The organism is Stenotrophomonas rhizophila (assembly GCF_003651185.1).
Classification (GTDB): Bacteria; Pseudomonadota; Gammaproteobacteria; order Xanthomonadales; family Xanthomonadaceae; genus Stenotrophomonas; species Stenotrophomonas maltophilia_Z.
Window position 1 is genome coordinate 1,071,657 of the sequence record NZ_RCDC01000004.1, and the last position, 15,187, is coordinate 1,086,843.

The following is a 15,187-nucleotide window of genomic DNA, read 5'->3' on the forward strand; positions in this document are numbered from 1 at the left end:
CGGCACTCATCACAGGGCCCGCAGGCGTTCGATCGCCGCGTCCATCGTGGCGTCGTTCTTGGCAAAGCACAGGCGGACCAGGCGCTGGCCGGCCGGGGCGGTCTCATAGAACGGCGACAGCGGGATCGCCGCCACGCCCTGCTCGATGGTCAGCCATTTCACGAATTCGTGGTCTGGCAGATCGCTGACGGCCGAGTAATCCACCAGCTGGAAGTAGCCGCCCGGCACCGACAGGGGTGTCAGGCGCGTGGTCAGCAGCTGCTCGCGGAAGCGGTCGCGCTTGGCCTGGTAGAACGCGCCCAGCTCCAGATGGTGCTCGGGCTCATCGCGGATCATGGCAGCGAAACCGTATTGGGCCGGGCCGAAGCTGGTGAAGGTGTTGTACTGGTGCACTTTGCGGAACTCGGCGGTCATCGCCGGCGGCGCGATGGCATAACCGATCTTCCAGCCGGTGCAGTGGTAGGTCTTGCCGAAGCTGGAAATGACGAACGCGCGCGCGCGCAGTTCCGGATGGCGCAGCGAGGATTCGTGGCGACGACCGTCGTAGATGATGTGCTCGTACACCTCATCGGAAATCAGATAGATATCGGTACCGCGCAGCACATCGGCCAGCGCCTGCATGTCCTCGGCGGTCAGCATCGCGCCGGACGGGTTGTGCGGCGTGTTGACCATCAGCAGGCGGGTGCGCGGGGTGATCGCGGCACGCACGCGGTCCCAGTCGACCGCGAAGGTCTGCGGGTCCAGCGGCACGTGCACGGCCCGCGCGCCGGCCAGGTCGATCGCCGGCTCGTAGCAGTCGTAGGCCGGATCAAGCACGATCACTTCCTCGCCGGGGCGGACCACGGCGTGGATGGCGTTGAAGATCGCCTCGGTGGCGCCACTGGTGACGGTGATCTCGGTATCCGGATCCACCTGGGCGCCGTACAGATCCAGCGACTTCTGCGCGATGGCCTGGCGCAGCGGCGCCACGCCGGTCATCGGCGGGTACTGGTTGAGTCCGCCCTGCATCGCGGCGATGGTTTCATCGATCAGCCGCTGCGGTGCGGAGAAATCCGGGAACCCCTGGCCAAGGTTGACCGCGCCGTGTTCGGCGGCGAGCTGGGACATCACGGTGAAGATGGTGGTGCCCACCTTGGGCAGCTTGGTTTGCGGTTGCATCGGCAGCAGGGAAAGAACCGGGAGAACTCCCAGTGTACGCAAATCATCCCGCCCGTTCCCCCGATACAATGGCGGCCCATTCCGGTGCAAAGATCCCGCCCCTTGAACGCCCCTCCGTTGCTGGCCGCGCATGGCCTTGGCTTCAGTCGCAACGACGAACCCGTCTTCGGCCCGCTGGACCTGCACGTGGATGCCGGCGAAGCCCTGCTGGTGCAGGGCGACAACGGCGCCGGCAAGACCACCCTGCTGCGGGTGCTGGCCGGCCTGCTGCGCGCCGGCAGCGGCCAGGTCGAGATCGATGGCAAGCGCGCCGGGCACAAGGAGCGCGCCAACTACGTGGCCTACCTGAGCCACCTGCCCGCGCTGAAGCCGGACCTGGACACGCTGGAGAACCTGCATTTCCTGTGCGGGCTGCACGGCCGCCGCGCCCGCCAGATGCCCGGCAACGCGCTGGCGATCGTCGGCCTGGCCGGCTATGAGGACACCTTGGTGCGGCAGCTGTCGGCCGGGCAGAAGCGCCGCCTGGCACTGGCCCGCATCTGGCTCTCGCCCGCGCCGCTATGGCTGCTTGACGAGCCGTACGCCAATCTCGATCTGGACGGCATCAACCTGGTGAACCGCATGATTTCCGCGCACCTGCGCAGCGGCGGTGCCGCCCTGGTCACCACCCACGGCGCGTATGCCGCGCCACCGGTGCGTACGCGCCTGCTGACCCTGGGAGCGGCGGCATGATCGCCCCGGGTACCGAACCGGGTCTGTGGCAGACCGCACGGGCGCTGGTCGGCCGCGACATGCGCCTGCTCTGGCGCCGCCGCGGCGATGCGTTGCAGCCCTTGCTGTTCGCGTTGCTGGTGGTGGTGCTGTTCGCATTGGCACTGGGCCGCGACCCCGAGGCGATGGCACGCGTCGCCGCCGCCGTGATGTGGCTGGCGGTGCTGCTGGCCGGCCAACTGGCCCTGGATTCACTGTTCCGCAGCGACGCCGAAGATGGCTCGCTGGAGCAATGGCTGCTGGCCCCGGTGCCGCTGGCCTGGCTGGTGCTGGTGAGGGTGCTGGTGCACTGGCTCACCACCGCCCTGCCGCTGATCGTGATGTCGCCGCTGCTGGCGGAAATGCTGCATCTGCCGCATGACCAGCTGCCGATGTTGCTGGCATCGTTGCTGCTGGGAACGCCGCTGCTGAGCCTGATCGGCGGGGTGGTCGCCGCGCTGACGGTCGGCATCCGGCGCTCTGGTATTCTCGTGGCGCTGCTGGCCCTGCCGCTGTATGTGCCGGTGCTGGTGTTCGGCGCGGGCAGTGTGGCGGCGGTCGCCCGCGGCCAGGACCCGATCGGCGCGCTGCTGATGCTGGGCGCCGGGCTGGTGGTGGCGTTGGTGCTGGCCCCGCTGGCGACGGCCGCGGCGATCCGCATCTCGCTGAGTTGAGCGGTATGGCGTACTGTCGGTGGCGTGCGCTGCGTTGTGAGCGTCACCTGCCTCCGCGTCATCCGTTACCGAGCCACTCCACGTCCGTTCCATCGTCGCCCTTCGTTGGATAGCCACTGCCGCATGCACCCGATCGTCCGCTGGTTCCACCAACTCGGTTCGCCGCCCACCTTCGACCGCTTTGCCGCGCGCTGGTCGCGGGTGTTCTACCTGGCGGCGGTGCCGGTGCTGCTGGTCGGCATCTGGCAGGCGCTGGCCGTGGTGCCGGCCGATTCCAAGCAGCTGGACAGCTTCCGGATTCTCTACATCCACGTGCCGAGCGCGTGGATGAGCCTGTTCGTGTTCGCGCTGATGGCGCTGTACGCGGCGATCGCGCTGATCTGGCGGATCAAGACCTGCGAAATCCTGGCAATGGCCTGTGCCCCGCTCGGCGCTGGCTTCACCCTGATCACCCTGCTCACCGGCAGCATCTGGGGCAAGCCGACCTGGGGCACATGGTGGGACTGGGACCCGCGCATGACCACCGAGCTGATCCTGCTGTTCCTGTACCTGGGCGTGATCGGCCTGTACCACGCCATCGAGGACCGCCGCAGCGCCGCGCGCGCAGCGGGCCTGCTGGCCATCGTCGGGGTGAGCCTGCTCCCGGTGATCCGCTATTCCGTGGAATGGTGGGGCAGCCTGCACCAGGGCCAGACCATCCGCCTGTTCGGCGCGTCCACGCTGGATGCCAGCATGGCACTGCCACTGTGGCTGATGGTGATCGGCACCAAGCTGTGGTTCGCCGGCTCGCTGCTGGCCAAGGCCCGCGCCGACAACCTGCTGCGCGAGGCCGGCAAGGCCTGGGTCGCCGCTGGCACCCGTGCCCCGCTGGAGGACAGCCGCCCGTGACCCATCTGCCTTATGTGATCGCCGCCTACGCGGTGTTCGTGCTGGTACTCGGCAGCGATGCCATCGGCTCCTGGCTGCGCCTGCGCTGGGCGCGCCGCCTGGCCGCGCGCCGCCAGCAGCGCCAGCAGGCCCGCACTGCAGCAGGCAGCGCACCGCCGCTGGCGCCGGAGCTGACCCGATGAATCCGGTCCGGCGTCGTCGCCTGCTCTGGGTGATGCTGCTGGTGCTCGCCTCCGGCCTGGCGACCGCGCTGGTCGCGATGGCCCTGCAGCGCAATATCGCCTACCTCTATACCCCCTCCGAAGTGCTGCGCGGCGATGCCGGCGATCACGCCCGGTTCCGCCTGGGCGGCATGGTGGTCAAAGGGTCGCTGCAGCGCGCGCCCGGTTCGCTGGATGCGCACTTCGTGGTCACCGATGGTGACGCGACCCTGCCGGTGATCACCTCGCGGATCCTCCCGGACCTGTTCGCCGAAGGCACTGCCGTGGTCGCCACCGGGCGCCTGCAGGACGGCCGTTTCGTTGCCGAAGAAGTGCTGGCCAAGCACGACGAGACCTACATGCCCAAGGAAGTGGCCGACAAGATGGGGCAGGCGCATATCAAACACGATGTGCCCGTGCCGGCGCCGGAGACGTACTGAGTGCTGCCGGAACTGGGGCAGATCCTGCTGGTCACCGCACTGTTGATGGCCGTGCTGCAGACCGTACTGCCGCTGTGGGGCGCCCATCGTGGCCGCGCCGCGTGGATGGCGGTGGCGCGACCGGCGGCCTACGCGCAGCTGGCGCTGCTGCTTGGGGCGTTCGGCGTGCTGACAGCGGCGTTCGTCACCCAGGATTTCTCGGTGCGCTATGTGGCGGAGAATTCCAACTCGCTGCTGCCACTGGCCTACCGCTACTCGGCGGTGTGGGGCGCGCATGAAGGCTCCCTGCTGCTGTGGGCGCTGGTGCTGGCGCTGTGGTGCGGCGCCGTCGCGCTGTGGTCCAAACGCCTGCCGGCCGAGGTGTCCGCCCGCGTACTGGGCGTGCTTGGCATCATCAGCATCGGCTTTCTCGCCTTCCTGATCTTCACCTCCAACCCGTTCGCGCGGCTGCTCCCGGCGCCGCTGGAAGGACGCGACCTCAATCCGCTGCTGCAGGATCCCGGGCTGATCATCCACCCGCCGATGCTGTACATCGGGTACGTGGGCTTCGCGGTGCCGTTCGCGTTCGCGATCGCCGCGCTGCTGGAAGGGCGCGTGGATGCGCGCTGGCTGCGCTGGACCCGGCCGTGGACCAATGTGGCCTGGGGCTTTCTGACCATCGGCATCGCACTGGGCAGCTGGTGGGCGTATTACGAACTGGGCTGGGGCGGCTGGTGGTTCTGGGATCCGGTCGAGAACGCCAGCTTCATGCCGTGGCTGGCCGGTGCGGCACTGATTCATTCGCAGGCGGTTACCGAGAAACGCGGCAGCTTCGCCAGCTGGACGCTGCTGCTGGCCATCGCCGCGTTCGCACTGTCGCTGCTCGGCACCTTCCTGGTGCGCTCGGGCGTGCTGACCAGCGTGCACTCGTTCGCGGCCGATCCCTCGCGCGGCACCTTCATCCTGATCTTCCTGGCGCTGGTGATCGGCGGCGCGCTGCTGCTGTACGCGCTGCGGGCTGGCGCGCTGACCAGCGAGGATCCGCGCCGCGGCTTCCTGCCGACCTCGCGCGAGACCCTGCTGCTGGCCAACAACCTGCTGCTGGCCGCCGCCTGCGGCATGGTCCTGCTCGGCACGCTGTATCCGCTGCTGGCCGATGCGTTGGGCCTGGGCAAGGTCTCGGTCGGGCCGCCCTACTTCGGCACGCTGTTCGTGGTGTTGATGGCGCCGCTGGTGGCGCTGCTGCCGTTCGGGCCGCTGGTCAACTGGCAGCGCGACCAGGCCTCGCGGCGGTTGGCGATGCTGGCACCGTGGGCCGGGCTGGCGCTGCTGCTGGGCGTGATCGCGTACTTCATGGCACCGCAGGGCGCGTTGAAGACCGCTGCCGGCGTGACCGGTGCGGCCTGGGTCGCGTTCGGTACCGGGCGCTTCGTGTGGACCCGCCTGCGCGGCAACGGCAGGTTCACTGCCGAGATGATCGGCATGCTGCTGGCCCATGGCGGCGTGGCCGTGTTCCTGGCCGGCGCACTGCTGGTGGAAGCGTTGAACGTGCAGCGCGAAGTCGCGCTCGCCCCCGGGCAGTCGCTGGTGGTCGGCACCTACGAAGTGCGCTTCGAAGGCGTGGACCATCAGCAAGGCCCGAACTACGTCGCCGATCGCGGCCACCTGCGCGTGTTCCAGCACGACCGCCAGTTGGCGCTGCTGCATCCGGAAAAACGCCTGTACGCCAGTGGCGGGCAGGTGATGACCGAGGCCGGCATCCACGCCCGCCTCAACGGCGATGTTTACGTGGCACTCGGCGAATCGCTGGGCAACAATGCATGGGCCGTGCGCGTGCACATCAAACCGTTCGTCCGCTGGGTCTGGCTGGGCGCGCTGCTGATGGCACTGGGTGGCTTCGTCACCGCCGCCGATCGTCGTTTCCGTCGTCCCTAGGAGTTTCCCGTGTCCGATCCCCGCCCCGCCTCCCGCCCGCTGCCGCCCGTGGCCATCGTCATCGGGGTGCTGTTCTTCTTCGGGCTGCTGGGGCTGATGATCTACGGGGTGATGAAATCCGGCGCGCCGGACCGCGATGTCCTGCCCTCGGCACTGATCGGCAAGCCCGCACCGGCCTTCGAGCTGCCGGTGCTGCACGACCCGCACATCAAGGTCAGCAGCGCTGAACTGCGCGGCGCCCCCTACGTGCTCAACGTGTGGGGCAGCTGGTGCGCGGCCTGCCGCGATGAACACCCGATCCTGACCAGGTTCGCCGAAACCAAGCGCGTGCGCGTGATCGGCTACAACTGGAAGGACGAGCCGGCCGATGCCCTGCGCTGGCTGGAACAGCTGGGCAATCCGTTCGTGCTGGTGCTGAGCGACATCGAAGGCCGCACCGCGATCGACTGGGGCGTCACCGCCGCGCCGGAGACCTTCCTGGTCGATGCCAGTGGCGTGGTGCGCTGGAAGTACAGTGGCGCGCTCAGCCAGCGCGTGATCGATACCCAGCTGATCCCGGAACTGGAAAAGGTGGAGCGTGCCAATGCCCAGCCGCAGCTGCCCGCCTCGCCGTAAGCGCAGGATCCACGGGCCCGGCGCGGCGCTGCTCGCGCTGTCGCTCGCCATGGCCTCGCCGGTGATGGCGCAGGCCGTCTCCGACCCGACTCCGTTGCAGTACCGCGATGCCGCCGAGGAAGCCCGCTTCCACGCGCTGGCCGCCGAGCTGCGCTGCGTGCAGTGCCAGAACCAGTCGCTGGCCGATTCCAATGCGCAGATCGCGCACGACCTGCGCCGCGAAGTGCTGGTGCTGATGCAGCAGGGCAACAGCGATGCGCAGATCAAGCAGTTCCTGGTCGATCGCTATGGCGAGTTCGTGCTGTACCGGCCGCCGATGGAAGCACGCAATGCGCTGCTCTGGTTCGGGCCGCCGGTGGCGCTGCTGCTCGGCGCGGGCGTGCTGGTCTGGGTGGTGCGCCGTCGCAGCCGCGGGATCGAACCGATGGACAAGAGCGAGGAGCGCTGGTGAGCCTTTGGATGGCCCTGAGTGCCGCGGTCGTCGCCGCTGCCGTGGCGGCACGCGTGCTGTGGCCGCTGCGTGCAGGCGGCCAACGCCGCCCCTTCGTGATCGCGATGCTGGCCCTTGGGTTGGCCGGTGGCGCGCTGTACCTGCTGGTCGGCACGCCGGATGCCGCCGAGCGGACGGCGGCCAGCGACGAGCCTGCCACGCTGGAGGATGGCGTGCAGGCGCTGCAACAGGCGCTGGCGAAAGACCCGCAGCGCGCCGATGGCTGGGCTCTGCTTGGCCGCTCGCAGCTGGCCCTGGGCAAGCTGGCCGAGGCCACGGCCGCGTTTGACCGCGCGGTGCAACTCGCCCCGGACGACCCCGGCGTGCTGGTCGAAGCGGCGCAGGCGCGCGCACAGGCCGCGCCGGGCAAACAATTCGATGACCAGGCCCTGCAATGGCTGCGTCACGCCAACGCACTCGCGCCGGAGAGCGAACGCGCCGGCTGGCTGATCGGCATTGCCCTGCGCCAGCGCGGGCAGGACGCCGAAGCGGCGGCCGCCTGGGAAGCGCTTCTGCCACGCCTGGAGCCGGGCGCGGCGCGCGCGTTGCGCGAGCAGATCGCCATCGCCCGCGGCACTGCCGGGCTGCCGCCCATGACCGGAACCTCCGTCCCTGCGGCGGCGGGCAACCACGCCCTCACGGTGCAGGTCCGGTTCGCACCCGGAACCACGTTGGATCCCGCGTTGGCCAACGCGAGCGTGTTCGTGATCGCGCGCGCACCCGATGGCCCGCCGATGCCGATCGCGGTGCAGAAGCATCCGGCCAGCCAGGTGCCGCTGCTGGTCACCCTTGGCGATGGCGACAGCCCGATGCCGACCAGCACGCTCTCGCAGGTGCAGGAGGTTGAGGTCATTGCGCGGCTGTCGCGTTCGGGCCAGGCCAACCGCCAGCCGGACGATCTGGAAACCACGCCGGTACGGGTGCGTCTGCCGCATGCCGGGCCGGTGCCCCTGGTGTTTGATCGCCCATGACCGATGCGCGGCCGCGACGCAGCGTGCCGCTCACCACTACGGCGCCATCGCGGCGCCCGGCTAAACTGCGCGCATGACTGAATTCATTCCCCCCGGCACCCGTTATCACGCCCTGCCCTCGCCGTTCGCGTTCAAGCGCGGCGGTGAACTGCGCGGTGCGCACGTTGCCTACGAAACCTGGGGCACGCTCGCGGCCGATGCCGGCAATGCAGTATTGATCGTCACCGGGCTCTCGCCCGATGCGCATGCCGCGGCCAACGCCGACAACCCGGCCGCCGGCTGGTGGGAGGCGATGGTTGGCCCAGGCAAGCCGATCGATACCGACCGCTGGTTCGTGATCTGCGTGAACTCGCTGGGCAGCTGCAAAGGCTCCACCGGGCCGGCCAGTCTCGATCCGGCGACGGGCGAACTGTATGGCCTGCGCTTCCCCGAACTGTCCATCGAAGATGGCGCGCGGGCGGCGGTGGAGGTGGTGCGCGCCTTGGGCGTGACCGAGCTGGCCTGCGTGATCGGCAACTCGATGGGCGGGATGACCGCGTTGGCCCTGCTGATGCTGCACCCGGGCCTCGCGCGCAGCCATATCAATATTTCCGGCAGTGCCCAGGCGCTGCCGTTCTCCATCGCGATCCGCTCGCTGCAACGCGAGGCGATCCGGCTTGATCCGCAGTGGAATGGCGGGCGCTATACCGACCAGGCCTACCCGGAATCGGGCATGCGCATGGCCCGCAAGCTCGGCGTGATCACCTATCGCTCCGCGCTGGAATGGGATGGCCGCTTCGGCCGCGTACGGTTGGATTCGGACCAGGCCGATGACGATCCGTTCGGCCTGGAGTTCCAGGTCGAAAGCTACCTGGAAGGCCATGCCCGCCGTTTCGTGCGCTTCTTCGATCCCAACTGCTATCTGTACCTGAGCCGCTCGATGGACTGGTTCGACCTGGCCGAATACGCCGACGGCGACGTGATGGCGGGGCTGGCCCGCATCCGGGTGGGCAAGGCACTGGCGATCGGCGCCAACACCGACATCCTGTTCCCGGTGCAGCAGCAACAGCAGATCGCCGAGGGCCTGCGCGCCGGCGGTGCCGATGCGCAGTTCATCGGGCTGGATTCGCCGCAGGGGCACGATGCGTTCCTGGTGGATGTCGCGCGGTTCGGGCCGGCGGTCAGCGGTTTCCTGTCTTCACTCTGAGTTTACCCATGCGCCTTCAAGGAAAGATCAGCGAGTGGAACGAGGCGCGCGGATTCGGCTTCGTGCACCCCAATGGCGGCGGCGAGCGATGCTTCGTACATATCCGCGCATTCTCGGCACGCGATCGACGCCCGGTACTGGGCGATGTAATCACCTATGACATTCAGACCGATGCGCAGGGGCGCCGCAACGCGGGCGCGGTGCGGTTTGCGCTGGACCGCGATGGGGGCCGCCCTGCTGCACGCGCTGCGGTGCGGGGTGCGGGGCCGGATCGATTGCCACGTACGGCCATCGCGCTGGTGTTCCTCGCAGGCCTCATTGCCGTGGCGATGTGGCAGCACTGGCCGACGTGGGTACCGGGTGCCTACCTCGCCCTGAGCGTGGTGACATACCTCTGGTATTGGCATGACAAATCCGCCGCCCGGAATGATCGCCAGCGCACACCGGAAAGCACGCTGCAGGGCCTGGCCCTGCTGGGCGGTTGGCCGGGTGCGTTGATGGCGCAGGCCGTGCTGCGCCACAAGAACCGCAAGGCCTCCTTCCAGCGAGTGTTCTGGGTGGCGGTAGTGATCAACATAACGGCGCTGGGCTGGCTGATCCACAACGGCAGCATCCCAGGGTAGATCCACGCCATGCGTGGATGCTTTACACGCTGCGTGCGGATCGCCCTCGCCGCTACCCTTCCAACCGCCCATCCCGCAAACGATAGCTGCGATGCACGATGCCCTCCGGCAGTTCGTCGTGGGTGATCATCAACAGACTGCGGTTGCCCAGCGCCGCCACCATGTCCTGCAGCAGCGCATGCGCGGTATCCACATCCAGGCCTTCGGTGGGCTCATCCAGCAACAGGATCGGTGCGTCACGCAGCAGCGCGCGCGCCAGCGCCAGGCGCCGTGCCTGCCCGGCTGACATGGTCGCGCCGTTCTCGCCCACCCACGCCGCCAACCCACCGATCTGCTCGGCCCACGCGTGCAGACGGACCTCCGCCAGTACCTGCCACAGTCGTGCATCGCTGGCCTGTGCATCGCCGAGCCGCAGGTTGTCCGCCACGGTGCCAGCGAACACCGGCGCGTTCTGCGGGAGCCAGGCGATCTGACGGTGCCAGTCGGCCTGCGCGACACTGCGGATATCCGCATCGCCGTAACGCACGCTGCCGGCCTCCGGATCCCATAGTCGCAGCAGCAGCGAGGACAGCGTGGTCTTGCCACTGCCGCTGTCACCGCGGATCGCGATCCGTTCGCCCGGTGCGAGTTCCAGTTGCACATGGTCCAGCAACACGCGCGCCTGGCCGGGCCAACGGAACACCACGTGATCGAATCGCAGCGTTGCGGGCACGGATGGCACGGCCAGCGGCGCGTCGGGCTCGACCACGCCCGGCGCCTGATCCACGATCGCCTCCAGCCGCACCGCGGCGACGCGGCCGGACAACCACGATTGCCAGGCCAGCCCGATCCCGGCCCACAGCTCCAGCAGTGCGACGGTCAGAAACACCAGTGCCGCCGCCAGCGCGGCATCCACGCTGCCACGCTCGAACGCATGCAGGGCCAGCCACAGCATCGCCACCAAGCCACCCGCGCCACACAGACCATGCAGCGCATTGCCACTGATCAAGCGCCAGCGGCGACGTTTGTCACGCGACTTCAGCTGTTTGGCTGCCACCAGCACGCGCTGGTTCCAATGCTCGCGCGCCTGCAGCGCAGCAAGATCGGCCGCGCCTTCCAGCCCTTCGAAGGATTGGGTACGCAGCTGCGCACGGTGCAGCGCGCGGTCGCGCTCCTGGTCGGCCGCGCCACGCACGGTCAGCCACGGCACGCCCACCCCGATCAGCAAGGCGAGCACCGCCAGCAGACCGGCCGCCGGCAGATAGATGATGCCGGCCGACACCACCGCGACCAGCGAGACGCCGCCCAGCGCCAGCAGCGGGCCGATCGCGCGCACCAACAGGCCATCGACCTCGCCGATGTCCGACATCAGCCGCGCCAGCAGTTCACCGGTGCGTACACCGGCCAAGCGCGCCGGTGCGAGTGGCAGCGCGCGACGGAAGAACCACACGCGCAGATCGCGTGCGATGCGCAGGGTGACATCGTGGCCGACCAGTTTTTCGAAGTAGCGCGACACGATGCGCGCCATGGTCAGCCCGCGGATGCCCGCCGAGGGCGAGAAGAAGTTGAAGCCGTTGCCGAGCCCGGCCGCGCCGGCCAGGGCGGCGGCAGTGAGGAAACCACCGGACAACCCGAGCAGCGCGGTGCCAGCCAGCATCGTCGTCCACAGCAGCAGCACAGTCAGCAGCAGGCGGCCGCGGTGCCGGGCGAACACACCCTTCAGCGAATCGATGTGCGCCGCCTTCATGGCGTTACCTCCGAGGCCAGGCGCGCGCCGCCGGCGGTCAAGGTCAGGCGGGTATCGGCCCAGCGCATCGCGGTCTCGCTGTGGGTGGCGATCACCACGCTGCGCCCACGCGCGAAGGCGGCCAGGGTACGCAGCAGATCGGCTTCGGTATCGGGATCGAGGAAAGCGGTCGGCTCGTCGAGCAGCAGCAGCTGTGGATCGCGCAGCAGCAGCCGGGCCAGGCCGATGCGGCGCGCTTCGCCACCGGACAATCCGAAGCCGCGCTCACCGATCACGGTGTCCAGCCCCTGTGGGAGTGCGGCGGCAAACCGCATTACCTGGGCGGCCTCGGCCACGGCGCGCAGGTGCGCATCGGTCGCGCCGGGTGCGGCCAGGCGCAGGTTGTCGGCGATCGTGCCGTGGAACAGATAGGGGCGCTGCCCGGCGTAGCCCACGTCCAACCCGGGGCGCAGCACGATGCTGCCCTCGCGCGGGGGCAACCAGCCGGCCAGCGCTTCCAGCAACGTGCTCTTGCCACTGCCGCTGGGGCCGACCAGCGCCACGCGCTGCCCCGGCTCGATCTGGAACGAGAGCTGCTGCACCACATCGTGATGCGCACCCAGTGGTCGCAGGCTCACCCCGCGTACCACCACCGGCGGCGCGTGCTGTTCCAGCAGTTCCGGAGCACGTGCGGTGGCCGGCGATGCCTCCTCGGCCACGGGTGCGTCCGGCAACTCGCCAAGCAGACGCTCCACTTCGGCCGCCGCGGCCAGGGCGTTGGCGCGATCGTGGTAGTGCGCGGCCAAGCGCCGCAGCGGTGCATAGAACTCCGGTGCCAGCAGCAGGCAGAACATGCCCACGCCCAGCGTCGGCACCTGCGCATGCAACGACATCAGGCCGAGATAGCTCAGGCCCAGATACAACGCGACCATCGCCACGCTGACCGACGCGAAGAACTCCAGCACTGTCGAAGAGAGGAAGGCGATCCGCAGCACTTTCAAGGTGCGCTCACGCACGCCTTCGGCCGCCGTGGCCACACCGTCCAGCTCGGCCTCGCCCCGCCCGTACAGGCGCAGCAGGCCGAGCCCCTTGATGCGATCAGCGAAGTGGCCGCTCATCCGCGCCAGTTCGCCCAGCTGCGCGCGGCCGGCGGCTTCAGCGCCCCAACCGACCAGCATCATGAAGAACGGCACCAGCGGCGCGGTGAACAAGAGAATCAGCGCGATCACCCAATCGGTCCAGGCCACGGCGATGGCGATCAGCAGCGGAACCACCACCACTTCGATGCGGACCGGCTGGTAACCGGCGTAATAATTCTCGATCGCATCGGCATGGGCGAGCATCAGTTCGCCGAGTTCGCCGGTGCGTTGCTGGCGCAGCCACAGGGGCCCGCGCCCCAGCAGCCGCTGATAAACCCGTTCACGCAGCGCCAGCCGCGCCGCATCGGCGACCTCACCGGCCGCCGCCTGGGTCGCACTCCCCAACAGGGTGCGGATGCCCAGCACCGCCAGCAAGCCCAGCAGCACGGGCGTGGCGTCGGCCAGGGGGCGGTGATCGACCAGCACCGCCTGGATCAACCAGGCGATGGCGGCCGCCTGCCCGATCAGCAGGGCGCCGGACAGGCAGATGCAGATCGCCGCCAAGCGCTGCTTGCCGCGGGCGGCCGCCGCCAGCCCACCCAGCCAGTGCAGGCGACGGCGGCGCAGGGCGGTTGTCTCAACAATGGTCGCGTCGGGGGGTATGCTCAAAACAAGTCACTGGCGGCCACAGGGAGGTTCCGTCGATTGTAGTAGGTGCTGGCCCCGCCCCCGTGCGGCCAGCGGTCGCAGGGGCGGGATGGCCTACGATCCCCGTGCGAGTGCGTTTGTACATTGATCTGAATCAAGGCTGTTTGAAGTTGCTGGTCACAGAATTCACCCCGTAGACCCCCCTTCCCGCCACCTGAAACGGCAAAACCCAACGAGGTAGCCAGGCCATGATTGATCAGACAGTCGTAGAACTGTCGCGGCTGCAATTCGCTCTGACCGCGATGTACCACTTCCTTTTCGTTCCCCTCACGCTTGGCCTGTCCTTCATGGTGGCCATCATGGAGAGCGTCTACGTCATGACCCGCAAACAGGTCTGGCGCCAGATGACGCTGTTCTGGGGCACGTTGTTCGGCATCAACTTCGCCATCGGCGTCGCCACCGGCATCGTGATGGAATTCCAGTTCGGCATGAACTGGTCGTATTACAGCCATTACGTCGGCGATATCTTCGGCGCACCGCTGGCGATCGAAGGCCTGATGGCGTTCTTCCTGGAAGCGACCTTCATCGGTCTGTTCTTCTTCGGCTGGAAGCGCCTGAGCCCGGTCAAGCACCTCACCGTGACCTGGCTGATGGCCCTGGGCACCAACCTCTCGGCGGTGTGGATCCTGATCGCCAACGGCTGGATGCAGAACCCGACCGGCGCGATCTTCAACCCGGAAACGATGCGCATGGAGGTGGTGGATTTCGCCGCCGTGCTGTTCAACCCGGTGGCCCAGGCCAAGTTCGTGCACACGGTCAGCGCCGGCTACGTGACCGGTGCGGTGTTCGTGATGTCGATCAGCGCCCTGTTCCTGCTGCGCAACAAGCACAAGGACATGGCACGCCGCTCCTTCGCGGTGGCGGCCGCCTTCGGCCTGCTGTCCTCGCTGTCGGTGGTGGTGCTGGGTGACGAAAGCGGCTATGCCGCCAGCGAACACCAGAAGATGAAGCTGGCCGCGATCGAAGCGATGTGGGAAACCGAGCGTGCGCCGGCCGACTTCACCGCCTTCGGCATTCCGAACCAGACCACCCAGCAGAACGATTACGCGATCAAGATCCCTTACCTGATGGGCCTGATCGCCACCCGTTCGCTGGACCAGCCGATCCCGGGCATCCTGGAGCTGGTGGAACGCGCCGAGAACCGCATCCGCGGCGGCCAGCTGGCCTACGGTGCGCTGGAGCGCGTGCGCAAGGACAAGAACGACGTCGAAGCGCGCGAGATGTTCGACCGCCATTGGCAGGATCTGGGCCACGGCCTGCTGCTCAAGCGCTATCGCGAGGACATCCTCAACGCCACCCCGGAAGAAATCTCCAAGGCCGCGATGGATACCGTGCCGCGGGTCGCCCCGCTGTTCTGGACCTTCCGCATCATGGCCGGGCTGGGCTTCTACCTGATCGCCTTCTTCGCACTGGCCTTCTACTACTCGTGCCGCCACAACTTCCAGGACAAGCGCTGGTTCCTCAAGCTTGCCCTGTGGTCGCTGCCGGCGCCGTGGATCGCGATCGAATGCGGTTGGTTCGTGGCCGAGTACGGTCGCCAGCCGTGGGCGGTGGACGGCGTGCTGCCGACCTTCTACGCCGCCTCGGGCCTGGCCCTGCATGAAATCCTGACCACGCTGGCCGTGTTCACCGCGCTGTACACGGTGCTGTTGATCATCGAAGTGAAGCTGATGCTCAAGGCGATCCGCAAGGGCCCGGACGACATCCTGCCGTCGCTGCAGGCTGCAGCCACGTCCCTTTCCCCCAATGCCGCTGCGCCGACCCACGGTCGGGCGTAAGGCAGGAG

15 protein-coding genes are annotated in these 15,187 nt (G+C 68.3%); 12 read left to right on the forward strand and 3 right to left on the reverse strand.

Features of this window, described 5'->3' with window-relative positions; all coding sequences use genetic code 11:
• Positions 1-9 precede the first annotated feature (9 nt).
• Complete coding sequence (locus BCL79_RS04835) at positions 10-1,158, reverse strand: pyridoxal phosphate-dependent aminotransferase (RefSeq protein WP_121038118.1); 1,149 nt, start codon at positions 1,156-1,158, stop codon at positions 10-12.
• A gap of 102 nt (positions 1,159-1,260) precedes the next feature.
• Here BCL79_RS04835 and ccmA point away from each other — a divergent pair, with 102 nt between their 5' ends.
• The 11 genes from ccmA (at position 1,261) to BCL79_RS04890 (ending at position 9,909) form a co-directional block, all read left to right on the forward strand.
• Positions 1,261-1,890, forward strand: coding sequence for a heme ABC exporter ATP-binding protein CcmA (gene ccmA / locus BCL79_RS04840; protein WP_088434712.1), 630 nt, complete (start codon positions 1,261-1,263; stop codon positions 1,888-1,890).
• Entirely contained in the window at positions 1,887-2,582 is a 696-nt protein-coding gene (gene ccmB, locus BCL79_RS04845) for a heme exporter protein CcmB (RefSeq protein ID WP_121038121.1), read from the forward strand. Before ccmA ends, ccmB begins: the two co-directional genes overlap by 4 nt.
• 123 nt (positions 2,583-2,705) lie before the next feature.
• Positions 2,706-3,470: a heme ABC transporter permease CcmC gene (gene ccmC / locus BCL79_RS04850; protein ID WP_121038124.1), complete on the forward strand. Its 765-nt coding sequence runs from the start codon at positions 2,706-2,708 to the stop codon at positions 3,468-3,470.
• Positions 3,467-3,652: a heme exporter protein CcmD gene (ccmD, locus tag BCL79_RS04855; protein WP_019182865.1), complete on the forward strand. Its 186-nt coding sequence runs from the start codon at positions 3,467-3,469 to the stop codon at positions 3,650-3,652. Before ccmC ends, ccmD begins: the two co-directional genes overlap by 4 nt.
• Positions 3,649-4,110, forward strand: coding sequence for a cytochrome c maturation protein CcmE (gene ccmE / locus BCL79_RS04860; protein ID WP_121038127.1), 462 nt, complete (start codon positions 3,649-3,651; stop codon positions 4,108-4,110). The genes ccmD and ccmE overlap by 4 nt, the downstream gene beginning before the upstream one ends.
• The gene (locus BCL79_RS04865; protein ID WP_121038130.1) at positions 4,111-6,024 is read left to right on the forward strand and encodes a heme lyase CcmF/NrfE family subunit; all 1,914 of its coding nucleotides are present in this window, start codon (positions 4,111-4,113) and stop codon (positions 6,022-6,024) included.
• Between the two features lie 9 nt (positions 6,025-6,033).
• Positions 6,034-6,639, forward strand: a complete 606-nt coding sequence (locus BCL79_RS04870) for a DsbE family thiol:disulfide interchange protein (protein WP_121038133.1) — start codon at positions 6,034-6,036, stop codon at positions 6,637-6,639.
• A gap of 49 nt (positions 6,640-6,688) precedes the next feature.
• The gene (locus tag BCL79_RS04875) at positions 6,689-7,090 is read left to right on the forward strand and encodes a cytochrome c-type biogenesis protein (RefSeq protein ID WP_121041136.1); all 402 of its coding nucleotides are present in this window, start codon (positions 6,689-6,691) and stop codon (positions 7,088-7,090) included.
• The gene (locus tag BCL79_RS04880; protein WP_121041138.1) at positions 7,084-8,100 is read left to right on the forward strand and encodes a tetratricopeptide repeat protein; all 1,017 of its coding nucleotides are present in this window, start codon (positions 7,084-7,086) and stop codon (positions 8,098-8,100) included. The genes BCL79_RS04875 and BCL79_RS04880 overlap by 7 nt, the downstream gene beginning before the upstream one ends.
• 73 nt (positions 8,101-8,173) lie before the next feature.
• Positions 8,174-9,286: a homoserine O-acetyltransferase MetX gene (metX, locus tag BCL79_RS04885; RefSeq protein WP_121038136.1), complete on the forward strand. Its 1,113-nt coding sequence runs from the start codon at positions 8,174-8,176 to the stop codon at positions 9,284-9,286.
• A gap of 8 nt (positions 9,287-9,294) precedes the next feature.
• Positions 9,295-9,909, forward strand: a complete 615-nt coding sequence (locus tag BCL79_RS04890) for a DUF1294 domain-containing protein (RefSeq protein ID WP_121038139.1) — start codon at positions 9,295-9,297, stop codon at positions 9,907-9,909.
• A 52-nt stretch (positions 9,910-9,961) separates the two neighbouring features.
• Here the strand turns inward: BCL79_RS04890 and cydC are convergent, their stop codons facing one another.
• Complete coding sequence (cydC, locus tag BCL79_RS04895; protein WP_121038142.1) at positions 9,962-11,635, reverse strand: thiol reductant ABC exporter subunit CydC; 1,674 nt, start codon at positions 11,633-11,635, stop codon at positions 9,962-9,964.
• On the reverse strand, positions 11,632-13,362 hold the full coding sequence (gene cydD, locus BCL79_RS04900) for a thiol reductant ABC exporter subunit CydD (protein ID WP_121038145.1): 1,731 nt from the start codon (positions 13,360-13,362) through the stop codon (positions 11,632-11,634). The genes cydC and cydD overlap by 4 nt, the downstream gene beginning before the upstream one ends.
• 227 nt (positions 13,363-13,589) lie before the next feature.
• Here cydD and BCL79_RS04905 point away from each other — a divergent pair, with 227 nt between their 5' ends.
• Positions 13,590-15,179, forward strand: coding sequence for a cytochrome ubiquinol oxidase subunit I (locus BCL79_RS04905; RefSeq protein WP_121038148.1), 1,590 nt, complete (start codon positions 13,590-13,592; stop codon positions 15,177-15,179).
• Positions 15,180-15,187: the final 8 nt, after the last annotated feature.